Raw genomic sequence first — 21,261 nt, 5'->3', positions numbered from 1 at the left:
GCAGAAGTCGTACAGGCTCGTGAATGCGCCGCCTTCTTCCCGCGCCTTCACGATGGCATCGATAGCCTGATGGCCCGTGCCCTTCACGGCGCCCAGGCCATAGCAGATCACCTTGTCTGAAACAGGCTCGAACCGGTACACGCCGCGGTTCACGTCGGGCGGTTCGAACTGCAGGCCGAAGTTGTCGGTCGCGTCCTGGAACAACGCCTTCAGCTTGTCGGTGTCGTCCATTTCCACCGTCATGTTCGCGCAATAGAACTCCGCGGTGAAGTGCACCTTCAACCAGCCGGTGTGATATGCCAGCAGCGAATACGCAGCCGCGTGCGACTTGTTGAAGCCGTAGCCCGCGAACTTCTCCATCAGGTCGAAGATCTCGTCGGCCTTTTCCTGCGGGATGCCGTGGGTCTGCTCGGCGCCGGTGCGGAACCGCTCCCGGTGCTCGGCCATCTCTTCGGCCTTCTTCTTGCCCATGGCGCGGCGCAGCAGGTCGGCGCCACCGAGCGAGTAGCCGCCCAGGATCTGCGCCGTCTGCATCACCTGCTCCTGGTAGACCATGATGCCGTAGGTCTCGCCGAGCATCTCCGCCACCGCCGGGTGCGGGTACTCCACCGGCTCGCGCCCATGCTTGCGGGCCACGAAGCTGGGGATCAGGTCCATCGGGCCGGGGCGGTACAGCGCGTTCAGCGCGATCAGGTCTTCCAGCCGGGTCGGCTTGGCATCCCGCAACATGCCTTGCATGCCGCGCGATTCGAACTGGAACACCGCTTCGGTCTTGCCGTCGGAAAACAGCTTGTAGGTGGCCGCATCGTCCAGCGCGATGGTCTCGAAGGCGAAGTTCTCCCGGCCCGGATGGCGCCCGACGATGAATTTGCGGGCCAGCTCCAGGATGGTCAGTGTGGCCAGGCCCAGAAAGTCGAACTTCACCAGGCCGGCCGCTTCCACGTCGTCCTTGTCGTACTGGCTCACCGCCGACTCGCTGCCAGGCTGCTGGTACAGCGGCGTGAAGTCGGTCAGCTTGCCCGGCGCGATCAGCACGCCGCCGGCGTGCATGCCAACGTTGCGTGTGAGGCCTTCGAGCTTTTGCGCCAGGTCCAGCAGCGTCCGGACCTCGTCTTCCCGCTGGTAGCGCTCGGCCAGGATCGGCTCCTGCTTCAAGGCATCGGCGATGGTGATGTGCGTGCCCGGCTTGTTCGGGATCAGCTTGCTGATGCCGTCGCAGAAGGTGTAGCTCATGTCGAGCACCCGGCCGACGTCGCGCACCGCGGCGCGCGCGGCCATGGTGCCGAAGGTGGCGATCTGGCTGACCGCCTCGCGCCCGTACTTCTCCTTGACGTACTCGATCACGCGATCGCGGTTGCCCTGGCAGAAGTCGATGTCGAAGTCGGGCATCGACACCCGCTCCGGGTTCAGGAAGCGCTCGAACAGCAGATTGTACTGCAGCGGGTCCAGGTCGGTGATCTTCAGCGCGTAGGCCACCAGCGAGCCGGCGCCGGAACCCCGGCCCGGTCCGACCGGGCAGCCGTTGGCCTTGGCCCAGTTGATGAAGTCGCCGACGATCAGGAAGTAGCCGGGAAATCCCATCTTCAGGATGGTGCCGATCTCGAACTCGAGGCGGTCGACGTAGCGCTGGCGCTGCGCCTCGCGCTCGGCCTCCTTCGGGTACAGCTGCGCCAGCCGCTCGTTCAGGCCTTGGTGCGAGGCGAAGCGGAAGTACTCCTCGGCCGCCATGCCGTTCGGCGTGGGAAAGGCCGGCAGCTGCGGCTTGCCCAGCGACAGCACCAGGTTGCAGCGGCGCGCGATCTCCTGGCTGTTGGCGACGGCCGAGGGCAGGTCTTCGAACAGCGCCTCCATCTGGGCCGTGGTCTTGAAGTACTGCTCGCGGGTGAAGCGCCGCACCCGGCGCGGGTTGCCCAGGATTTCGCCGTCGGAGATGCACACGCGCGCCTCGTGCGCCTCGTAGTCGTCTTCCTTGGTGAACTGCACCGGGTGCGTGGCCACCACCGGCAGGCTCAGGCGCGCGGCCAGCTGCACGGCGGCGGCCACGTGCGGCTCGTCGTCGTTGCGGCCGGCCCGCTGCAGCTCGATGTAGAAGCGGTGCGGGAAGATGCCGGCCAGCTGCAGCGCGATTTCGCCGGCACGGCTTTCGTCGCCCTGCATCAAGGCCTGGCCGACCGGCCCGGCCTGGGCGCCGGCCAGCATCAGCAGGCCTTCGTTGAGCTCCTGCAGCCATTCGAGCTTGCACACGGCCTGCGCCCGCACGATGTTGCGGGTCCAGGCGCGCGCCAGCAGCTCGCACAGGTTCAGGTAGCCCTTGTGGTCCTGCACCAGCAGCACCACGCGGGAAATCGCCACCGGATCGGGGCCGACGCCTTGCAGCATCACCTCGCAGCCCACGATGGGTTTCAGGCCGGCGCCGCGCGCCTCCTTGTAGAACTTGATGCCGCCGTACAGGTTGTTCAGGTCGCTGATGCCGAGCGCGGGTTGCGCGTCGGCGGCGGCGGCCTTGACGATCTCGGCTATGCGGTTGGTGCCGTCGACGACGGAAAACTCGGTGTGCAGGCGCAGGTGGACGAACATGGAGCCATTGTAGGAAACACGCGCCGCTTGACTTTCGCGCGATCGCGGCTCCGCCCGGGCGCGGCTGCCGCCGGCCGGCTCAGGACATCGGCTCGGGCGGCTTGAACCGGGTCGGCGGCAGCGGGATGAACTCGTCGTCGCCGGGCACGCGGCCCATGCGCATCGCTTCCCAGTCGGCGGCGGCCTGCACGAGCCGGTCGGACCGGCTGGAGACGAAGTTCCACCACATGTGGCGCGGCGCATCGAGCGGCGGGCCGCCAACCAGCACGAAGCGCACACCCGTCGTCGTCGTGACGGCGACCGGCGTCGTCCCGTCGAGCACGGCCATCGTCCCGTCTGGCAGCGGCTCGCCGGCGACCGCCAGGCTGCCCTGCACCGCATAGAGCGCCTGCTCCGGCGCCAGCGCCGGCAGCTGCAAGCGGCCGCCGGCCGGCACGGCGATGTCCAGGTAGAGCGTGGGGGACGAGGCGGGCACCGGCGAGCGCAACCCGAAAGCCTCGCCCACCAGCAAGCGCACCCGCGCGTCGCCGACGCTGCACTCCGGAATGGCGGCGGCGGGCGTGTGCGAGAACGACGGCTCCACCTCTTCCTGCGCCAGCGGCAATGCCGTCCACAGCTGCAGGCCGTGGTTGCGGTAGCGCGTGTTGCGCAGGTGCTCGGGCTTGCGCTCGGAATGCACGATGCCGCGCCCCGACGTCATCCAGTTGACGGCGCCGGGCTCGATCGTCTGTTCGGTGCCCAGGCTGTCGCGATGCATCATCGCGCCCTCGAACAGGTAGGTGACCGTGGCCAGCCCGATGTGCGGATGCGGTCGCACGTCGTGGTTGGTGCCCGGCAGTTCGTCGGCCGGGCCGAAATGGTCGAAGAAGATGAACGGCCCCACGCTGCGCTGGCGCGCCGACGGCAGCAGCCGCCGCACCACGAAGCCGCCGCCGAGGTCGCGGTGGTGGGCGATGAGGCGTTGGCGCACGCCGGGCAAAGAACCGGTGGAGGGCATGCACGCATTGTAGGAACGCGGCGTATGCTGCGGCTGCCGCATCGCCAACAGAGCTGGACAATGACGAGCACCCGCATGCCGGCGGCCTTCGTTGGCCACGGCAGCCCCATGAACACGCTGGAGGTGAACCGCTTCACCAGCGCCTGGCGCCAGCTGGGCCAGGCGCTGCCGCGCCCGCGTGCCATCGTCTGCATCTCGGCGCACTGGCTCATCCAGGGCAGCGCGGTCACCGCCATGGCGCGGCCGCGGGTGATCCACGACTTCTATGGCTTTCCGCGCGAGTTGTTCGAGTTCGACTATCCGGCGCCGGGATCGCCCGAGCTGGCGCGCGAGGTCGCCCAGGTGGTGCAGCCTTCGTTCGTCGGCCTGGACGCGGACAGCTGGGGCCTCGACCATGGCACCTGGTCGGTGCTGGCCCACATGTTCCCCGGGGCCGACATCCCGGTGGTGCAGCTGTCGCTCAACGGTGGCGAGGACGCGCAGTACCACCTGGACCTGGGGGCGCGGCTGGCGCCGCTGCGCGACCGCGGCGTGTTCATCCTGGGCAGCGGCAACGTGGTGCACAACCTGCGCCGCATCGCGTGGGACCGTACCGACAGCGCCGAAGACTGGGGCTAGCGCTTCGACTGCGCCGTGCGCCAGCGGATGACCACCGATCCTGGCCGGCTGCCGGCGGTGACGACGCACCCGGACTACGCCGAGTCCGTGCCGACCAACGAGCACTTCCTGCCGCTGCTGTACATCGCCGGGCTGGCGGCGGCGGCCGGCGAGCCGGCCTTGCCGTTCGCCGAAGGCGGCACCATGGGCGCCATCACCATGACCAGCCACCTGCTGGGCGCCACGCCGCCCGCGCCGACCGGTGACGACGGCGAAGGCGGCGCCTTGCCGGACCCGCGCGCGGTGCCGCCGAGCAGAGCAACCTGTGACCGAAGTACCTGGACTGAGGGTCCGGGGCACAGGCGCGCCGGCGCGAGGGCATGAATTTTCGGCTCGGCACCACCGCCACCAGCGTGAGCCGTGCGGTGATCCAGGGCGTCGAGCAGGCGCTGGAACGGTGGACCCACGCGTTCAGCCCCGAGCCGCTATTGAGCACCGGCGGGCACGTCGAATGCCTGGTGCCGGGCCGGGCACTGCGCTGCGTGCCGGCGCATCGGGTCTTCATGAACGGACCGCGCACGGCGGTCCTGCGCTGACGCGAGGCCGGACCGCGCCCGGCTTCGATCGGCCGATCAGCCCTCGCCCATGCCTTCGGCCGGCTGGGCGCCGCTGCCGGCGCGCACCTTCGCCTCGATGCGCTGGCCCACTTCGGCGTCGACACTCTTCCAGTAGCCGAAGGCGCGCTCCAGCACCGGGCTGCGCACGCCGCCCAGCAGGCTGCCGGCCACCTGGTCGACCAGCGCCGCGCGCTGGGCATCGTTGAACACCTCGCGCACCAGCGTGCCGGCCTGGCCGAAGTCGTCGTCTTCCTCGTGCAGGGTGGCGGCGCTGCGCACCATGGCGCCGTCGGCCTCCCAGCCTTCGGCGGCGGCGCCGGAATCGTCGGACCAGGGGCGGCCGCTGCTGTTGGTGGCGTAGGTCGGCGCGTTGCCGCTGTGCTGGTACGCCATCGGGCCGTCGAACATGTAGCTGTTGACGGGCACCTTCGGCTGGTTCACCGGCAACTGGTGGAAGTTGGCGCCGATGCGGTTGCGCTGGGCGTCGTTGTAGGCGAAGGCGCGGGCCAGCAGCATCTTGTCGGGCGACAGGCCGATGCCCGGCACCGTGTTGCCCGGCGAGAACGCCGCCTGCTCGATCTGGGCATGAAAGTTCTCCGGATTGCGGTTGAGCGTCATGGTGCCGACCGGGATCAGCGGGTAGTCCTTGTGCGACCAGGTCTTGGTCAGGTCGAACGGGTTGAAGCGATAGGATTTCGCCTCCGCATACGGCATCACCTGCACCGAGACGCGCCAGCTCGGGTGCTCGCCGCGGGCGATCGCCTCGAACAGGTCGCGCCGGTGGAAGTCGGCGTCGTTGCCGGCCATCGTGGCGGCCTGCCCATTGCTGAAGAAAGCCATGCCCTGGCGGGTGTGGAAGTGGTACTTGACCCAGAATTTCTCGCCGGCCACGTTGACCCACAGGTAGGTGTGCGAGCCATAGCCGTTCATGTGGCGCCAGCTGCGCGGCAGCCCGCGCTCGCCCATCAGGTAGGTGACCTGGTGCGCGCTCTCGGGGTTGTTGCTCCAGAAGTCCCACTGCATGTGGTTGTCGCGCAGGCCCGAGTCGGCCAGGCGCTTCTGGCTGCGGATGAAGTGCGGGAACTTCATCGGATCGCGCACGAAGAACACCGGCGTGTTGTTGCCCACCAGGTCGTAATTGCCTTCGCTGGTGTAGAACTTCAGCGAGAAGCCGCGCACGTCGCGCCAGGTGTCGGGGCTGCCCTGTTCGCCGGCCACGGTGGAAAAGCGCGCCAGCATCTCGGTCTTGGCGCCGGGCCGGAACAGCGCCGCCTTGGTGTAGCGCGCGACGTCCTCGGTGACTTCGAGCAGGCCGAAGGCGCCGCTACCCTTGGCGTGCGGCTGGCGCTCGATGACCTTTTCGCGGTTGAAGTGCGCCATCTGTTCCAGGAAGTGCACGTCGTGCAGCACGATCGGGCCGTCGCGGCCGACCGTCAGCGAGTTGCGGTCGCTCTGCGCGGGGGCCCCGGAGCTCGTCGTCGAGCCGGGGACCGGGTTCTTGTCATTCATGGGATGCCTTTGCAATCGAGATTCAATGTCAAGCCAGCCGCTGCGCACCCACCTTCGGTGGGCCGTGCGTTGCCGGCGCGGCGGCCTGGCGGACATGCCGCCGGCCCGGCGCGCCGATACGGCCGACATCCGGGTGCAGCACAGTATCGACGGTTTCGCGGCGGAACTACTCGACCACGCTGTCCACACCGCTGGCGCCGCCGAGCGCCAGGCCGGACATCACCGGCCGGCCGATGGCCACGACGGACTGGACCCGGTCAGCAGCCCGGCGGACCTGGCGATGCCGCCGCCCGTGGCCCGGCCAGCGGATGGTGCGGGCTGGCGCCGGCGAACTTCAGCGCGCCGCGGCGCGGCCTGCCCAGCATCACCGCCTTCGTGCTGGACCTACCGGCTCGCAGCAGTTCGCCGCCGAACGTCGCCCGTGGCCCGTCGCCCGTCGCCAGTCGCCCGTCATCCGTCGCCCGTCGCCCGTCGCCCGTCGCCGTCGTGACAGCATGGCCGCGCACGGGCGGACCCGGGGTCAGCCAGCCTCGTCAGCCGGCGCGGCTGGTGGCGCTGGAAGCATCGGCACCTGCCGGCTCCTCCGCCGCGCCGCTTGTGTAGCTGGATGCACCCCGTGCCTGGTGGGGCGCCGGCTTGCCGGCCAACGGCGGCAGGGCCTTGGCCCTTTCCAGGTCGACTCCGGCGATGGCCGCCACGCGGCGGCCGTAGTCTTCGTCGCAGTGCCATAGATGCCACACCATGCGCAGCTGGATCAGCTCGGGACACTCCTTCAGGTCGTTGCCCACGTTGTTCACCAGGTCGTCGCGCTCCCAGTCCTCGAAGGTGCGATAGCGCTCGCCGGCCTGCCGGTAGTCGTCGGCAGTGCGGGTGGTCTGGTAGCGGCCCAGGTGCCCTTGGACCCATTGGTGGTACTCGCCGCCGGGATGCGGGGCCTCGCGCAGGCCCCCCATCAGACTGGGTTCGTAGTTCACGTGCTTGTTGGCGCCGTTCGGGTCGACACCGTACGCCATCTGCCCGCCTTGCTGGTTGGTGTGCGCGCGCGCGGCTTGCTGCGGCGCGTTGATGGGCAGCTGCAGGTAGTTGGGCCCCACCCGGTAGCGCTGCGTGTCGGAGTACGAGAGCGTGCGCCCTTGCAGCATCTTGTCGTCGGAGAAGTCGATGCCGTCCACCAGCACGCCGGTGCCGAAGGCCGACTGCTCGGTTTCGGCATGCACGTTGTCCGGATTGCGATCGAGCACCATGCGGCCCACCGGCAGCAGCGGGAACTGGTCTACCGGCCAGAGCTTGGTGTCGTCCAGCGGATCGAAGTCCAGCTCCGGGTGCTCGCCGTCTTCCATGATCTGCACGCAGAACTCCCACTCGGGGAAGTCGCCGCGTTCGATGGCATCGTAGAGGTCGCGGGTGGCGTGGCCAACGTCGCGGCCCTGGATCTGCGCCGCCTGCGCCGCCGTCAGGTTGCGCACGCCCTGCTTCGGCACGAAGTGGAACTTGACCAGGCGCGCCACGCCCTGGTCGTTGACCAGCTTGTAGGTGTTGACGCCCGAACCCTCCATCTCGCGGTAGGTCGCGGGAATGCCCCAGGGGCTCTTGACCCAGGTGATCATGTGCAGCGACTCGGGGTGGTTCGCGACGAAATCGTAGAAGCGCCAGTTCTCCTGCCGGTTGCTCACCGGGTCGGGCTTGAAGGCGTGGATCATGTCCGGGAACTTGATGGCGTCGCGGATGAAGAAGATCTTCAGGTTGTTGCCGACCAGGTCCCAGTTGCCTTCGACGGTCTTGAACTTGATGGCGAAGCCGCGCGGATCGCGGGCCGTCTCGGGCGATTCCTTGCCACCGATGACGGTGGAAAAGCGCAGGAACACCGGCGTGCGCACGCCGGTCTCGTTCAGCACCCGCGCGCGCGTGTACTTCGCCGCGGGCTCGCCGCCGATGGTGCCGTAGGCCTCGAACCAGCCATGGGCGGCGGTGCCGCGCGCATGCACCACGCGCTCCGGGATGCGCTCGCGGTCGAAGTGCGTGATCTTTTCGATGAAGTGGTAGTTCTCGAGGGTGGCCGGGCCACGTTCACCGACCGAGCGCAGCGACTGGTTGTCGTGGACGGGATGCCCTTGCCGCGTCGTGAGGATCGGCTTCTCGTCAGCCGCCGGGGAGTCCTGACCATCTGGATGAGTAGCGGGCCGCTCTTGCTTGTTCATTGGTGCTCCTTGCGTGCGGGAGACAAAAGGCTAGCGCACGCGTGCTGGGCAGTTTGTCAGCGGGAGCGCTACTCGCTGTCAGCAGCGAAGCATTTCCGGGCGTGCTCGACCACACACGCGAAAGCGACTCGGCGCCCCGCGATTGATCGCCGCTGACTGTTGCTGATTGCCCCAAGGGCACGTGGTCGGCGCGCTGGTTTTTCAAACGGGTGCCGAAGCCCGGAATTCATCCCAGGCACTTGGCATGACCCCTCCAGGAGAATTCACATGAACCGCCAGACCATCATCGCCATGGTCGCCGCTTCCGCCGCCTCCATCGGCAACGCACCCGCCGGCACCTCGCTGGCCGGGGACATCAGCATCGAATCGACGCCGGCGCGCCGCCCGCGGCTGCCGGGAACATCAGCACCCGCCCGGTGCCGCTCTCGGACAGGAAGATGCCGCCGTTGGGCGCGAGCCGCAGGCTGCGCGGCTGCCTGAACCCGCTGGCGAACACCTGCACCGCGAAGCCGTCCGCAACTCTCGGCAGCGGCCCCTGCCCGGCCCGACCAGCTTCACATTGCCGGCGACCGATCCTGCGGGGTCGATCGCAGTCGCCACCGGCAGGTCCGAAGGCATGATGTGGCGCCGGACCCCGGGGCGTCGGCCCGCCAGTCGGCAAAAGCGGCGGCTCCAGTTCGTACTTTCCCGGTCCGCGCGCACGCCAATGCGGCCGCAAAGACCAGCGCGAGACCCGACGCCAGCACCGCCTGGTCGCTCACCGCCGCCACGCCGACGACGATGGCGGCGGTGCAGATGATGCCGCCGTTGGCGCCCATCACCGCGCCCAACCAGTCGCGCCTGATCGACAGGCTGCGGGCCCGGCTTTCGTCGGTGGCGCGCCTTCCATTGAAGGCCGGCGGCGCCACAATGCGGGCTTGGAAAGGACGACAACTTGCTCCACTGGTCACTCTGGGCCCTCGCCTCTGCCGCCCTCATCGCGCTGCTCGTGGTCATCATCTGGTCGATCCGGCGGCGCCGCCACGTCATCTTGCGGGTGCGCAACACGGCCGGCATCGAGCAGTTGCTGCCTTCCCTGGCGGGCCTCGCACTGGGTGGCGTGGTGCACGGAAATTCGCTGGAGCTGCTGGAGAACGGGCGGTACTTCGAGGTGCTGCTCGAGCGGATCGCGGCGGCGCGTTACTCGGTGCACTTCGAGACCTTCCTGTGGAAGGACGGGGCCCTAGGCAGCCGGCTGGCCCAAGCGCTGTCGCGGCAGGCGGGCGCCGGCGTGGCGGTGCGGGTGCTGCTCGATGCCAATGGCGCGCAGGACATCGCGCCGCAGACCTTGGTGCGGATGCGCCAGGCCGGCTGCAAGGTGCTGATGTTCCACGACAGCTCGTGGCGCAACATCGGCTTGCTGAACGACCGCGACCACCGCAAGCTGGTCGTCATCGACGGCCGCGAGGCCTTCGTGGGCGGCCATTGCATCGTAGACAGCTGGCTCGGCGACGCCGAGGACCACCGGAACAACGCCGACATCAGCGTGCGCGTGCAGGGCCCGATCGTCAACACCCTGCAAGCGGTCTTCAGCGAGAACTGGATCGGCGAGGGCTGCGAGTTGTTCGGCGGCGAGGAATACTTTCCGCGCCTGGCCGACGCCGGGACCATCGCCATGCACGCGGCCTACCTGAAGCCCGAAGGTTCGCCCCCGGCGGTGAAGATCCTGCACCACACGGCGATCTGCCTGGCGCGCAAGCGCATCTGGATCCAGAACCCCTACTTCATCCCGCAGCCCGCCGCCATCGATGCCTTCGGCGAGGCGGTGCAGCGCGGCGTCGACGTGCGCGTGCTGATGCCATCCACCGGCGGCTCCGACAACCCGATGGTGCAGCATGCCGGGCACCGCAACTTCGAGAAGCTGCTGCGCTGCGGCGTGCGGCTGTTCGAGTACCCCCACACCCTGCTGCACCAGAAGGTGATGACGGTGGATGGCATCTGGAGCGCGGTGGGATCGAGCAATTTCGACGACCGCTCCTTCGAGACCAACGACGAACTCACGCTGGGCGTGCTGGACGCGGGCTTTGCCGGCCAGCTCGACGCCATCTTCGAGCGCTACGTGGCGCGGGCCGAGGAAGTGGAACTGCAGGCCTGGAGCCGCCGCGGGGCCTGGCACAAGCTGAAGGACAACACCTTCTACCTGTTCCACGAGCTGTTGTGAACGCGGGCCCGCTTCTCTGCGCAGCAGGTGCCTAGCCCCGGCGCGCATCGCCTTCAGGCCCCTGCGCGTTCGCCGTTCAGCCCAGCCGCCCCACCTGGCTCACGACCCCGGTGGTCACCGCTGTCATCAGCTTGTGCAGCGGACACTTGTCCGCCACCCGCGCCAGCTCCCCGAGTTGCGCGTCGGTCAGCGCGCCGCGGATGCGCAGCTTCGCGGTCAGCCGGTAGCTGCCGGCGCGCTCCTGCGAATCATCGCGCACGATCTCGGTCTCGATCTCGTCGACCGGGATGCCCTTGCGCCGCGCGTACGACAGCACCGTGATCGCCTTGCAGGCGCCGAGCGCCGCGTCGTAGAGGTCGTGCGGGCTGGGCCCGGCGTCGCCGCCGCCGTTCGCCTCGCTGGTGTCGGCCTGCAAGGTGTGGCCGCGGATGCGCAGCCGCTGCGCCAGGGGCTGCCCGTCGAGGCGTTGAAGGGAGATGGTCATGGGTGCACTCCTGTCGAGGTCGGGTCGTCACCATTGAAATCCACTGAATGGTGTCATCAATCCACGCGGTCAGGCGCGCCAGCCGCAGCCCCTAGAGTGCAGGCACACCCATTCGCAAACGAAAGAAAGCAAGCATCATGGCAAAGATCCTCGTCCTGTACCACAGCTTCTACGGTCACGTCGAAACCATGGCCAACGCCGTCGCCCAGGGTGCCCGCGAAGTCGGCGGCGCCCAAGTGGTCGTCAAGCGTGTGCCGGAAACGATGCCGGCCGACGCCTTCCGCGCCGCCGGCGGCAAGGTCGAGCAGGCCGCGCCGGTGGCGACGCCGGCCGAACTCGTCGGCTACGACGCGATCATCTTCGGCACCGGCACGCGCTTTGGCAACATGACCGGCCAGATGCGCACCTTCCTGGACCAGACCGGCGGCCTGTGGGCGTCCGGCGCGCTGGTCGGCAAGGTCGGCTCGGTGTTCGTCTCCAGCGCCACCCAGCACGGCGGTCAGGAAAGCACCATCCTGACTTTCCACCCGACGCTGCTGCACCACGGCATGGTCGTGGTCGGCCTGCCCTACTCCGAAGCCCGCCAGATGGGCCTGGACGAGATCAAGGGCGGCAGCCCGTACGGCGCCTCCACCATCGCCGGCGGCTCCGGCGAGCGCCAGCCCAGCGCGCAGGAACTGGGCATGGCCGCCTTCCAGGGCAAGCACGTCGCCACCATCGCCACCAAGCTGCACGGCTGATCGCGCCGGCTCCATGACAAACGCCCCCGGGAAGCCGGGGGCGTTCTTGTTTGCGGCATCGTCATCGGCGCGCGAGCCGGACCCGGGGCCTATTTCTGGAACCGCCCCGTGATCTGCGCCACCCGTTCGCCGAACAGGCGCGCCGTTTCCAGGTCGCCCGGTGACATCGCATCGGCGCCCGCATCGGACGGCGACTGCGCCATGGCGCCGCTGTAGGCCACCAGGTAGTTCACGTCGTTGCGCTGCGCCGCCTTGGTGTTGCTGGGCATCAAGCCCTGGCTGACCCAGATCATCGAGTGCTGCATGGCCAGCGTGAACAGCGTGGTGAGCGTGCCCTGCTTGTCGCCGCTCATGCCGGCGCTGTTGGTGAAACCCGCCGCGATCTTGTCCTTCCACTCCTGGGCGTACCAGGGGCGCGAGGACGCGTCGGCGAACTTCTTGAACTGCCAGCTGACGCTGCCCATGTAGGTGGGCGCACCGAAGATGATGGCGTCCGCTGCCTTGAGCTGCTCCCAGCCACCGGCCGGGAGGTTGCCCTCGGCGTCGATCGCCAGCAGCCGGGCCCCCGCCCCCTGGGCCACGGCCTGGGCCATGCGCTGGGTGTGGCCGTAGCCGGAGTGGTAGACGACGACGATGTCTGCCATGGCCAGTCTGTCAGGTCAGCCCAGCGCCTTGCGGCCTTCGATGCTCAGGCGGCCAGGCCCGAACGCGGCAAAGGCGAGCAGGCCGCCGACGATGGCCAGGTTCTTGGTGAACATCAGCTGCTGCATCATCTGCTGCGCTTCCGGCATGGCCCAGTAGTTGTGGAAGAAGAAGGTGGCCACGGCGGTGAACAGCGCCAGCGCCAGCGCGACCCAGCGGGTGCCAAAGCCGACCAGCAGCGCGATGCCGCCGAGCAGCTCGATCAGCACGGCAAGGGCCACGCCCACTTGCGGCAGCGGCAGGCCGGCGGAGGTGGCATAGGCCACGGTGCCGGCAAAGCCGGCGATCTTGCCGAAGCCGGCGGGGATGAACATCCAGGCCAGCAGGATGCGGCCGACCAGGGCCAGGGTGTCCTGGGTGGTGTTGGCGGGGTAGGTGTGGGTCATGGCAAGTTCCTCGTTCTGGTAGCGTTGAAAAAATTGATCGGAGTTCAGCCGGCGGCCAAGTCGAACACCAGGACCTCGGCGTCGCGACCGTGCTCCAGCGTGAGCAGCGTTTCGCCCTGCAACATGCCAGCGTCGCCGGTCGCGAGCATAGCGCCGTTGAAAGTCAGTTCCCCGCGCACCAGGTGCACGTAGGCTTGCCGGCCCGGCGCCAGGGCCAGCGTGGCGCGCTCGGCACCGTCGAACAGACCGGCATACATGCGCGCGTCGGCATGGATCAGCACCGAGCCTTCGGCGCCGTCGGGGGAGGCGACCAGCCGCAGCCGGCCGCGCTTTTCCGCCTCGGCGAAGCTCTTCTGTTCGTAGCTGGGCGGAATGCCGGTCACGTTCGGCTCGATCCAGATCTGCAGGAAGTGCGTGGTCTGGTCCCGGGCGTGGTTGAACTCGCTGTGCTGCACGCCGGTGCCCGCGCTCATGCGCTGCACGTCGCCGGGCGGAATGGCCTTGATGTTGCCCAGCGTGTCCTTGTGCGCCAGCTCGCCGGACAGCACGTAGCTGATGATCTCCATGTCACGGTGGCCGTGGGTGCCGAAGCCCTTGCCGGCGGCGATGCGGTCTTCGTTGATCACGCGCAGGTCGCCAAAGCCGATGTGCTGGGGGTCGTGATAGCCGGCGAACGAAAAGCTGTGGAACGACTTGAGCCAGCCGTGGTCGGCGTGACCGCGATCCTGGGATTTGCGCAAGGTCAACATGGGAACTCCTTCGGTAAGGAAGGAATGTAGAGGCTGGACCGGCCGGGATCGGCGGCGGCGTTTGATGGCATCATTCAAAAGAACTGAAATGAAACCGCCAGGATGCCCACCCATCGCGACGTCCTGACCCCCGATGCGCTCGGCCTGCTGCAGGCGGTGGCCCACCACGGCAGCTTTGCCGCCGCCGCGCGCGAGCTCGGGCTGGTGCCCAGCTCCGTCACCTACCGCATCCGCCAGCTCGAGGACGCGCTCGACGTGCTGCTGTTCGACCGCAGCTCGCGCCAGGCCAAGCTGACCGCCGCCGGCAACGAGCTGCTGCACGCCAGCCGGCAGTTGCTGCAGGACATCGACGCCATGGCCAACCGGGTGCGCCGCGTGGCGACCGGCTGGGAAGCCGAGTTCACCGTGGCCGTCGACGGCGTGCTGTCGAACTGCATCGTGATGGAACTGGCCGAAGCCTTCTATGCGCTGGCGCCGACCACCCGGCTGCGGCTGCGCGAGGAAACGCTGGCGGGCACCCTGGACGCCCTGCTCTCCGGCCGGGCCGACCTGGCGCTGGGCGTGGTGCTCGAGCCAGGCAACACCGCCGGCGTGGAAAGCCGGCCGCTGGGCGATGTGCAGTTCGTCTATGCGGTGGCGCCCCACCATCCACTGGCGGCCCTGCAGCAACCGATCCGCGACGAGGTGCTGGTCAAGCACCGCGCGGTGGCCGTGGCCGACTCGACCCAGGGCGGCGCGCCCATGACGCTGGGCCTGCTGGCCGGGCAGGACGTGCTGACCGTGCCGACCATGCGCGCCAAGCTCGACGCGCAGGTGCGTGGCCTGGGCGGCGGCTTCCTGCCCGAGCCGCTGGCACGGCCTTACCTGCAAGGCGGCCGGCTGGTGGCGTGCGAGGTGCAGCGGCCCACCCGCACCACGCGCATGAGCTATGCATGGCGCGACGCGGGCAGGCTGGGACCCGGCCGCGCCCTGCAATGGTGGCTGGCCCGGATGGACAGCGACGCCACCCGCAGCGCGCTGCTGGAGCGCCACGAGGCTGCCTGACCCATGGCGAGCGCGTACCGCGGCCGTTTCGCGCCTTCGCCCACCGGGCCGCTGCACGCCGGCTCCCTGGTGGCGGCACTGGCCAGCTGGCTCGACGCGCGCGCGCACGGCGGCAGCTGGCTGGTGCGGATCGAGGACGTCGACAGTCCGCGCTGCGTGCCGGGCGCCGACCACGAGATCCTGCGCCAGCTGGCCGCCTGCGGGCTGCTGGCCGACGAACCGCCGCAATGGCAATCGCACCGCCGCGCCGTCTACCAGGCTGCGCTGGAACAGCTGGTCGATGCCGGCCTGGCCTACCCCTGCGCCTGTTCACGCCAGGACATCACGCTGGCCCTGCAGGCCGCCGGCCGCGAGCGCACGCGCCATGGCCAGCTGGTGTACCCCGGCACCTGCCGCGACGGACTGCAGGGCCGCGCGCCGCGCGCCTGGCGGTTGCGCGTGCCGCCGGGCACCGTCGGATGGACCGACCGCCGGCTCGGCCCGCAGTCGCAGGACGTGGCGCGCGAAGTCGGCGACTTCGTGCTCAAGCGCGGCGACGGCCTGCATGCCTACCAGCTCGCGGTGGCGGTCGACGATGCGGCGCAAGGCATCACGCACGTGGTGCGCGGCGCCGATCTGGCCGACAACACCGCGCGCCAGCTGCTGCTGCAGCGCGCGCTCGGCTTGCCGCACCCCTCTTACCTGCACGCGCCGCTGGTGCTGGGCGCCGGCGGCGAGAAGCTGTCCAAGCAGAACGGGGCGGCCGCACTGGAGCTGGCGGACCCGCTCGCGGCGCTGGTCGCGGCAGGGCAGACGCTGGGGCTGGTGATCGCAGCCGGAAACTCGACGGCGGACTGGCTCGGCAAGGCGACCCGGGCTTGGCCAGCTCGCACCTGAACCGCAGCGAACCAGCCAGGATGGTTTGCGACTGCAGGAGAACGGCGTCGCATCGCATCGCAAGGGATCGACAACACGCGCCGGCGCGGCATGTCTTGCGCTGATGCTGGTGCTGGGGACTCCCGGTGCTCGTCGGCGCGGCGCTCGCGCTCGGCGGCATCCGGCTGGTGATGCTCGGGGGGAGCTGGTACTCGCCGGGCGGGCCGATCGCCACGGCCGGCGGCCCGACCATCAATGCCGGCACGCAGGACCCACGCAGGACCATGGGCCGCGCGCCCTGGACAACGCCGACGCGCGCCAACGCTGCAAGGCGCGGCTGCCGGCGGGCGCGCAAGCCACGCCCATGACCGACCTGGCGCCGGAGAGCGGCCGCCGGTTCGTGGTGATCTGCGCCGGCGGCGTCCGCATGACGCCGGACCGGGCGATCACGTGATCGCGTGATCGCGTGCGCGTTGCCCGAGAAGTAGCGCCGGCGGGGAGCACCGCGCCCCGCCTGAGACAATCGGCGCATGACCGATCCCGAGACCACGCCCGAGGGCGGCGTGCATCCGCGCCGCCCGATCCGCAGCTTCGTGCTGCGCACCGGCCGCACCACCGTGGGCCAGGCGCGCGCCCTGGAAACGCTGGGGCCGCAGTACCTGGTGCCGTACCAGCCGCAGCCGCTCGACTTGCCCGCCCTGTTCGGCCGTGACGCGCCCACCATCCTGGAGATCGGCTTCGGCATGGGCGAGGCCACCGCGCACATCGCGGGGCTGATGCCGGACCAGAACTTCCTGTGCTGCGAGGTGCACACGCCCGGCGTGGGCGCCCTGCTCAAGCGCATCGGCGAGGCGGGGCTGAGCAACGTGCGCATCGTGCAGCACGACGCGGTGGAAGTGCTGGACCATATGCTGGCACCGGCCTCGCTGGCCGGCGTGCACATCTTTTTCCCGGACCCGTGGCACAAGGCGCGCCACAACAAGCGCCGGCTGATCCAGCCTTCGCTGCTGGCCAGGCTGCTGCCGCGGCTGCAGGTCGATGGCTACATCCACTGCGCGACCGACTGGCAGTCGTACGCCGAGCAGATCCTGGAGGTGCTGTCAGCGCAGCCGCAGCTGCGCAACACCGCCGAGGGCTACGCGACGCGCCCGGACTACCGGCCGCTGACCAAGTTCGAGAACCGGGGCATCAAGCTGGGGCACGGCGTGTGGGACGTGGTGTTCCGCAAGACCTGACGGTCTTGCTCCTCCCCCTCGGGAAGGAAGTGGAGCATCAGGCCTTGATCTCGCGCGCCGAGATCGTGTACTTGAAGTCGTCCGGCGCGTACGAGTCGAAGCGGCCTTGCTTGTCTTCGGCCACCGGGTACATCAGGAAGCCCAGCTTGCCCAGCTTCGAGCCCGGCAGCGCGACGTCGTGGGCGGTGTTGTACGCCACCCAGTTGCCTTCCCAGCCGCCGTACAGGCCACGGTACACCGGCGCCACCACCGGGTGCTGGACGGTCTTGATCCACTCCGGCGTTTCCTGGCGCATCACCTTGGCGACGTCGGCCGGGTCCATCGCCACCCAGCCGTGGGCCTTGAGGAACACCTCGGCGCGGCAGTGCTGCGAGCCCTTCAGGTTGGCCGAGCCGCTGCCCAGCTCCTTGTAGCCGAAGGCCGAAGGCGCCAGCCGCAGGCCGTAGACGTCGCGCGCCGGCACGCCAGCGGCGCGGCACAGGCCGACGAACAGCGCGTTGATGTCGGCGCACTTGCCGCCCAGGTCGCCGGTCTCCAGAAGGGTCTTGATGTCGCCTTCGCCGCAGCCGCGCACCGTGGGTTCGCGAAACGAGTTGGCCACCACCCAGTCGTAGATGCGGCGAACCTTGGCGTCGTCGGTGCGGGCGTCGCCCACGGCCTTGAGCGCCGTCTCGCGCACGATGCCGTCGGTGGGGATCAATGCGGTCGGACGGGTCCAGTGCGCCAGCGTGGCCGCGTCTTCCCGGGCCGGCGTGCGCTGGGTCCAGTCGGTGGCGCGGTCGCGGGTCTGCACCCGCGAGGTGACCTCGACGAAAGGCTGGGCGACGCCGGCGTCGAAAACCACCTGCAGCATCTGCGCGCCGTCGACGCTGTCGGTCACGCGCCTGGCCTGGCCGTTGGTGCTGTAGCTGCTTTCCAGCGAACGCTGCCAGTCGCTGTTGACCGAGGGGATCGGCACCCAGACCTGGTGCGCGCCTTGCGCCATGGCGGGCGTCACGCGGGTGGTCAGCTCGAAGGTGCGCCAGCCGGCGGGCCGGGGGGTGAAGCGGCGCTCCTGGGCGTGCGCGGCGAACGGCAGCGTCAAGGCGGCGGCGGCGGCGTGGAGGAAATGGCGGCGGGTTGTCATCCGCCGATTATCAACGTCAGCGCCACAACCCTTCGACCAGCCGGCCCGCTTCGGCCGAACTCCAGTCGTATTCGCCGCGCACCCGCCAGCGCGGCCGGCCCTGGGCGTCGAAGCCGAGCGTGGTGGGGAACACCTTCACGCCCCAGGCCGCTGCGCCCTCGCCCAGCGGATCGAGCAGCACCGGCTGGGTCCAGGCCGCGGCCTGCACGTGGCGCTGCACCGCGACCGCGCGTTCCTTGAAATTGACCAGCTGCAGTGCCAGCTTGTCACCGTAGAGGTCGGCCAGCTGCTGCAGCAAAGGCATCTCGGTGCGGCATGGCACGCACCAGGAAGCCCAAAAATTGACCACGCTGGCCCGGCCGGGCAGGGGCACGGCGACCTTGCGGCCTTCCATGTCGAAGGCCTGGAACGGGGGCAGCGGGGTGCTGGGGGCGAGCTGCTGGATCTCGGCGGCGCGCAAGGGCGGCAGGGCCAGTGCCAGGCCGGTGGCGGCGCCGGCACGCAACAGCATTCGGCGATCGAGGGCCGGGGCGCCCCCATCCCGGCCTTCCCCCGAAGGAGGAAGGAGAAAGAAAGGGGCTCCCTGGGGGCGCCTTCCGATGCTCATGCCCGCTCCGAAACCCATTGCTGCACCGACTGCAACGCAGCCGCCAGCTTGCTGGCATCGGTGCCGCCGGCCATGGCCATGTCCGGCTTGCCGCCGCCCTTGCCGCCGACTTGCTGGGCGACGAAGTTGACCAGGTCGCCCGCCTTGATCTTGCCCATGCTGTCGGCGGTGACGCCGGCTGCCAGCTGCACCTTGGCGCCGTCGACCGCGGCCAGCACGATGACGGCAGTCTTGAGTTTGTCCTTGAGCTTGTCCATGGTGTCGCGCAAGGTCTTGGCATCCGCGCCTTCCAGCCGCGCCGCCAGCACCTTGATGCCATTGACCTCGACCGCCTGCGCCAGCAGCTCGTCGCCCTGCGACGAAGCCAGCTTGCCCTTGAGCTGAGCCACCTCCTTTTCCAGCGCCCGCACCTGGTCCAGCACCTGGCCGACCCGGCCGTTCAGCTCGTTGGGCGCCGCCTTGAGCGCGCCGGCCATGGCCTGCACGGTGGCTTCCAGCTGCTGCAGGTAGGCCAGCGCGTTGGCGCCGGTCACCGCCTCGACGCGGCGCACGCCGGCGGCCACGCCGCCTTCGCTGGTGACCTTGAACAGGCCGATGTCGCCGGTGCGCTGCACGTGGGTGCCGCCGCACAGTTCGCGGCTGGAGCCGATGTCCAGCACCCGCACGCTGTCGCCGTATTTCTCGCCGAACAGCATCATGGCGCCGGTGGCCTTGGCCGACTCGATGTCCATCACCCGCGCCTGGGTCGCCTGGTTCTCCAGGATCTCGGCGTTGACGCGCTTTTCGATCTCCAGGATCTGCGCCTCGCTGATCGCCGCGTTGTGGGTGAAGTCGAAGCGCGTCTTGTCGGCGTCGACCAGCGAGCCCTTTTGCTGGACGTGGTCGCCCAGCACTTCGCGCAGGGCCTTGTGCATCAGGTGGGTGACGCTGTGATTGCGCATGGTGGCGCGGCGGCGCTCCATGTCGACCCGCGCGGTGACCGCGTCGCCGACCTTGAGCGTGCCCTGCGTCTGGGTGCCGTGGTGGCCGTAGACGTCGGACTTGATCTTCTGCGTGTCGTCCACGCCGAACTGCAGGCCCTCGGCCGCCAGCACGCCGCAGTCGCCGACCTGGCCGCCGCTTTCGGCGTAGAACGGCGTGGTGTCCAGCACCACGATGCCGGGCTCGCCCTCGGCCAGCTGCTGCACCGGCGTGCCGTCCTTGTACAGGGCGACCACGCGCGACTGTTCTTCCAGCTTGTCGTAGCCGGAAAAGACGTTGCCGGCGCCGCCGTATTCCAGCGCCCGGTCCATCTTGAACTTGCCGGCCGCGCGGCCTGCGGCCTTTTGCTTTTCCATCGCGGCCTTGAAGCCGGACTCGTCGACGACGACATCGCGCTCGCGGCAGACGTCCTGCGTCAGGTCGAGCGGAAAGCCGTAGGTGTCGTGCAGCTTGAAGGCCACCTCGCCCGGCAGCACGTTCTGGCCGCCGGCCAGGGCCGTGTCCAGGATCTCCATGCCGTTGGCCAGAGTCTCGTAGAAGCGCTCTTCTTCCGCCTTCAGCACGTCCATCACGCGCTGGCCGGAGGCTTTCAGGTTGGGATAGGCCTGGCCCATCAGCTCCACCAGATCCGGCACCATCTTGTGAAAGAACGGCGTCTTGCGGCCCAGCTTGTAGCCGTGCCTGATGGCGCGGCGGATGATGCGGCGCTGCACGTAGCCGCGGCCTTCGTTGGACGGGATCACGCCGTCGGTCACCAGGAAGGCGGTGGCGCGGATGTGGTCGGCGATCACCTTGAGCGACGGCGTGGCCAGGTCGGCGATGCCGGTTTCGCGGCCGGCGGCGGCGATCAGGCCCTGGAAGATGTCGATCTCGTAGTTGCTGTGCACGTGCTGCAGGATCGCCGCCAGCCGCTCCAGCCCCATGCCGGTGTCGACGCAGGGCGCCGGCAGGTTCTTGAGGCTGCCGTCCGGCTGCATGTCGAACTGCATGAACACGTGGTTCCAGATCTCGATGTAGCGATCGCCGTCCTGCTCCGGGCTGCCCGGGGGCCCGCCGGCGATCTGCGGGCCGTGGTCGTAGAAGATCTCCGAGCAAGGGCCGCAGGGGCCGGTGTCGGCCATCATCCAGAAGTTGTCGGACGCGTACCTGGCGCCCTTGTTGTCGCCGATGCGGACCACCCGCTCGGGCGGCAGGCCGATCTCCTTGGTCCAGATGTCGTAGGCCTCGTCGTCGTCGATGTAGACCGTGGCCCAGAGTTTTTCCGGCGGCAGCTTGTAAACCTGGGTCAGCAGCTCCCAGGCCCACTTGAGCGCGTCGCGCTTGAAGTAGTCGCCGAAGCTCCAGTTGCCCAGCATCTCGAAGAACGTGTGGTGGCGCGCCGTGTAGCCCACGTTCTCGAGGTCGTTGTGCTTGCCGCCGGCGCGCAGGCAGGCCTGCACCGATGCCGCACGGACGTAGGGACGCGTGTCGGTGCCGAGGAACACGTCCTTGAACTGGACCATCCCGGAGTTGGTGAACATCAGCGTGGGGTCGTTGCCCGGCTCGAGCGGGCTGGACTCGACCACGGTGTGCCCCTTGGAGGCGAAAAAGGCCAGGAAGGTCTTGCGGATGTCGGCGACGGTGGAAACAGAGGTAGTCATGCTGGGCCCGGGTAAGC

Annotated in this window: 21 protein-coding genes; 8 read left to right on the top strand and 13 right to left on the bottom strand. The window is 69.2% G+C overall.

Annotation, left to right across the window (positions count from 1 at the left end):
• A partial coding sequence (gene dnaE / locus JWP65_RS13535; protein WP_299764551.1) for a DNA polymerase III subunit alpha occupies positions 1-2,577 on the bottom strand: 2,577 nt, incomplete at its 3' end.
• Positions 2,578-2,656: 79 nt separating this feature from the next.
• Positions 2,657-3,574, bottom strand: a complete 918-nt coding sequence (locus tag JWP65_RS13530) for a pirin family protein (RefSeq protein WP_299764549.1) — start codon at positions 3,572-3,574, stop codon at positions 2,657-2,659.
• 60 nt (positions 3,575-3,634) lie between these two features.
• Between JWP65_RS13530 and ygiD the strand changes: the two genes are divergently transcribed.
• The 3 genes from ygiD to JWP65_RS13515 are packed head-to-tail and all read left to right on the top strand — an operon-like array spanning position 3,635 to position 4,767.
• Complete coding sequence (gene ygiD, locus JWP65_RS13525) at positions 3,635-4,192, top strand: 4,5-DOPA dioxygenase extradiol (RefSeq protein WP_299764548.1); 558 nt, start codon at positions 3,635-3,637, stop codon at positions 4,190-4,192.
• A 27-nt stretch (positions 4,193-4,219) separates the two neighbouring features.
• Positions 4,220-4,555, top strand: a complete 336-nt coding sequence (locus JWP65_RS13520; RefSeq protein WP_299764546.1) for a hypothetical protein — start codon at positions 4,220-4,222, stop codon at positions 4,553-4,555.
• Positions 4,552-4,767 (top strand): hypothetical protein, encoded by a 216-nt coding sequence (locus JWP65_RS13515; protein ID WP_299764544.1) that lies wholly within the window; start codon positions 4,552-4,554, stop codon positions 4,765-4,767. The genes JWP65_RS13520 and JWP65_RS13515 overlap by 4 nt, the downstream gene beginning before the upstream one ends.
• A gap of 36 nt (positions 4,768-4,803) precedes the next feature.
• Here the strand turns inward: JWP65_RS13515 and JWP65_RS13510 are convergent, their stop codons facing one another.
• The 4 genes from JWP65_RS13510 to JWP65_RS13495 form a co-directional block, all read right to left on the bottom strand.
• On the bottom strand, positions 4,804-6,297 hold the full coding sequence (locus tag JWP65_RS13510; protein ID WP_299764543.1) for a catalase: 1,494 nt from the start codon (positions 6,295-6,297) through the stop codon (positions 4,804-4,806).
• Between the two features lie 533 nt (positions 6,298-6,830).
• Entirely contained in the window at positions 6,831-8,495 is a 1,665-nt protein-coding gene (locus tag JWP65_RS13505) for a catalase (RefSeq protein WP_299764541.1), read from the bottom strand.
• Between the two features lie 355 nt (positions 8,496-8,850).
• Positions 8,851-8,997: a hypothetical protein gene (locus tag JWP65_RS13500; RefSeq protein WP_299764539.1), complete on the bottom strand. Its 147-nt coding sequence runs from the start codon at positions 8,995-8,997 to the stop codon at positions 8,851-8,853.
• Between the two features lie 52 nt (positions 8,998-9,049).
• Positions 9,050-9,403, bottom strand: a complete 354-nt coding sequence (locus JWP65_RS13495; protein ID WP_299764537.1) for a hypothetical protein — start codon at positions 9,401-9,403, stop codon at positions 9,050-9,052.
• A 26-nt stretch (positions 9,404-9,429) separates the two neighbouring features.
• Here JWP65_RS13495 and JWP65_RS13490 point away from each other — a divergent pair, with 26 nt between their 5' ends.
• Complete coding sequence (locus tag JWP65_RS13490) at positions 9,430-10,695, top strand: phosphatidylserine/phosphatidylglycerophosphate/cardiolipin synthase family protein (protein WP_299764535.1); 1,266 nt, start codon at positions 9,430-9,432, stop codon at positions 10,693-10,695.
• 76 nt (positions 10,696-10,771) lie between these two features.
• On the opposite strand, the gene JWP65_RS13485 is transcribed toward JWP65_RS13490, so the two are convergent.
• Positions 10,772-11,179, bottom strand: coding sequence for an OsmC family protein (locus JWP65_RS13485; RefSeq protein WP_299764533.1), 408 nt, complete (start codon positions 11,177-11,179; stop codon positions 10,772-10,774).
• A 137-nt stretch (positions 11,180-11,316) separates the two neighbouring features.
• Between JWP65_RS13485 and wrbA the strand changes: the two genes are divergently transcribed.
• Positions 11,317-11,919 (top strand): NAD(P)H:quinone oxidoreductase, encoded by a 603-nt coding sequence (wrbA, locus tag JWP65_RS13480; RefSeq protein WP_299764531.1) that lies wholly within the window; start codon positions 11,317-11,319, stop codon positions 11,917-11,919.
• Between the two features lie 89 nt (positions 11,920-12,008).
• Here wrbA and JWP65_RS13475 read toward each other — a convergent pair whose 3' ends face one another.
• Genes JWP65_RS13475 through JWP65_RS13465 form a run of 3 tightly spaced genes read right to left on the bottom strand, consistent with a single transcriptional unit; the run spans position 12,009 to position 13,756 of the window.
• Complete coding sequence (locus tag JWP65_RS13475) at positions 12,009-12,563, bottom strand: flavodoxin family protein (RefSeq protein WP_299764529.1); 555 nt, start codon at positions 12,561-12,563, stop codon at positions 12,009-12,011.
• A gap of 15 nt (positions 12,564-12,578) precedes the next feature.
• Positions 12,579-13,007, bottom strand: a complete 429-nt coding sequence (locus JWP65_RS13470; RefSeq protein WP_299764527.1) for a DoxX family protein — start codon at positions 13,005-13,007, stop codon at positions 12,579-12,581.
• Between the two features lie 44 nt (positions 13,008-13,051).
• Positions 13,052-13,756: a pirin family protein gene (locus JWP65_RS13465; RefSeq protein ID WP_299764525.1), complete on the bottom strand. Its 705-nt coding sequence runs from the start codon at positions 13,754-13,756 to the stop codon at positions 13,052-13,054.
• A gap of 102 nt (positions 13,757-13,858) precedes the next feature.
• Here JWP65_RS13465 and JWP65_RS13460 point away from each other — a divergent pair, with 102 nt between their 5' ends.
• The 3 genes from JWP65_RS13460 to trmB all read left to right on the top strand — a co-directional run bounded on the left by JWP65_RS13460 (position 13,859) and on the right by trmB (position 16,890).
• Complete coding sequence (locus JWP65_RS13460) at positions 13,859-14,800, top strand: LysR family transcriptional regulator (RefSeq protein WP_299764523.1); 942 nt, start codon at positions 13,859-13,861, stop codon at positions 14,798-14,800.
• Positions 14,801-14,803: 3 nt separating this feature from the next.
• Positions 14,804-15,676 carry a tRNA glutamyl-Q(34) synthetase GluQRS gene (gene gluQRS / locus JWP65_RS13455; protein ID WP_299764520.1) on the top strand — a complete coding sequence of 291 codons (873 nt, stop codon included), beginning with the start codon at positions 14,804-14,806 and terminating at the stop codon, positions 15,674-15,676.
• Positions 15,677-16,185: 509 nt separating this feature from the next.
• Positions 16,186-16,890: a tRNA (guanosine(46)-N7)-methyltransferase TrmB gene (trmB, locus tag JWP65_RS13450; RefSeq protein WP_299764518.1), complete on the top strand. Its 705-nt coding sequence runs from the start codon at positions 16,186-16,188 to the stop codon at positions 16,888-16,890.
• 37 nt (positions 16,891-16,927) lie between these two features.
• Here the strand turns inward: trmB and JWP65_RS13445 are convergent, their stop codons facing one another.
• The 3 genes from JWP65_RS13445 to alaS all read right to left on the bottom strand — a co-directional run bounded on the left by JWP65_RS13445 (position 16,928) and on the right by alaS (position 21,244).
• The gene (locus JWP65_RS13445; RefSeq protein WP_299764516.1) at positions 16,928-18,016 is read right to left on the bottom strand and encodes a transglutaminase family protein; all 1,089 of its coding nucleotides are present in this window, start codon (positions 18,014-18,016) and stop codon (positions 16,928-16,930) included.
• Between the two features lie 16 nt (positions 18,017-18,032).
• Complete coding sequence (locus JWP65_RS13440) at positions 18,033-18,527, bottom strand: TlpA disulfide reductase family protein (RefSeq protein WP_299764513.1); 495 nt, start codon at positions 18,525-18,527, stop codon at positions 18,033-18,035.
• Positions 18,528-18,619: 92 nt separating this feature from the next.
• On the bottom strand, positions 18,620-21,244 hold the full coding sequence (gene alaS, locus JWP65_RS13435; RefSeq protein WP_299764511.1) for an alanine--tRNA ligase: 2,625 nt from the start codon (positions 21,242-21,244) through the stop codon (positions 18,620-18,622).
• Positions 21,245-21,261: the final 17 nt, after the last annotated feature.

The organism is Ramlibacter sp. (assembly GCF_028292805.1).
Taxonomy (GTDB): Bacteria; Pseudomonadota; Gammaproteobacteria; order Burkholderiales; family Burkholderiaceae_C; genus Ramlibacter.
The sequence above is the reverse complement of the archived record's forward strand: the minus strand, read 5'-3'. Positions and strand labels throughout refer to the sequence as shown.

Bases quoted from the DNA above. Each gene is read 5' to 3' on its own strand.
- JWP65_RS13485 (WP_299764533.1), bottom strand. From the start codon at position 11,179: ATGACCATCTCCCTTCAACGCCTCGACGGGCAGCCCCTGGCGCAGCGG.
- JWP65_RS13445 (WP_299764516.1), bottom strand. From the start codon at position 18,016: ATGACAACCCGCCGCCATTTCCTCCACGCCGCCGCCGCCGCCTTGACG.
- JWP65_RS13520 (WP_299764546.1), top strand. From the start codon at position 4,220: ATGACCACCGATCCTGGCCGGCTGCCGGCGGTGACGACGCACCCGGAC.
- JWP65_RS13505 (WP_299764541.1), bottom strand. From the start codon at position 8,495: ATGAACAAGCAAGAGCGGCCCGCTACTCATCCAGATGGTCAGGACTCC.
- JWP65_RS13460 (WP_299764523.1), top strand. From the start codon at position 13,859: ATGCCCACCCATCGCGACGTCCTGACCCCCGATGCGCTCGGCCTGCTG.
- JWP65_RS13515 (WP_299764544.1), top strand. From the start codon at position 4,552: ATGAATTTTCGGCTCGGCACCACCGCCACCAGCGTGAGCCGTGCGGTG.
- JWP65_RS13475 (WP_299764529.1), bottom strand. From the start codon at position 12,563: ATGGCAGACATCGTCGTCGTCTACCACTCCGGCTACGGCCACACCCAG.
- JWP65_RS13530 (WP_299764549.1), bottom strand. From the start codon at position 3,574: ATGCCCTCCACCGGTTCTTTGCCCGGCGTGCGCCAACGCCTCATCGCC.
- wrbA (WP_299764531.1), top strand. From the start codon at position 11,317: ATGGCAAAGATCCTCGTCCTGTACCACAGCTTCTACGGTCACGTCGAA.
- JWP65_RS13470 (WP_299764527.1), bottom strand. From the start codon at position 13,007: ATGACCCACACCTACCCCGCCAACACCACCCAGGACACCCTGGCCCTG.
- alaS (WP_299764511.1), bottom strand. From the start codon at position 21,244: ATGACTACCTCTGTTTCCACCGTCGCCGACATCCGCAAGACCTTCCTG.
- ygiD (WP_299764548.1), top strand. From the start codon at position 3,635: ATGACGAGCACCCGCATGCCGGCGGCCTTCGTTGGCCACGGCAGCCCC.
- JWP65_RS13440 (WP_299764513.1), bottom strand. From the start codon at position 18,527: ATGCTGTTGCGTGCCGGCGCCGCCACCGGCCTGGCACTGGCCCTGCCG.
- JWP65_RS13510 (WP_299764543.1), bottom strand. From the start codon at position 6,297: ATGAATGACAAGAACCCGGTCCCCGGCTCGACGACGAGCTCCGGGGCC.
- JWP65_RS13465 (WP_299764525.1), bottom strand. From the start codon at position 13,756: ATGTTGACCTTGCGCAAATCCCAGGATCGCGGTCACGCCGACCACGGC.
- gluQRS (WP_299764520.1), top strand. From the start codon at position 14,804: ATGGCGAGCGCGTACCGCGGCCGTTTCGCGCCTTCGCCCACCGGGCCG.
- trmB (WP_299764518.1), top strand. From the start codon at position 16,186: ATGACCGATCCCGAGACCACGCCCGAGGGCGGCGTGCATCCGCGCCGC.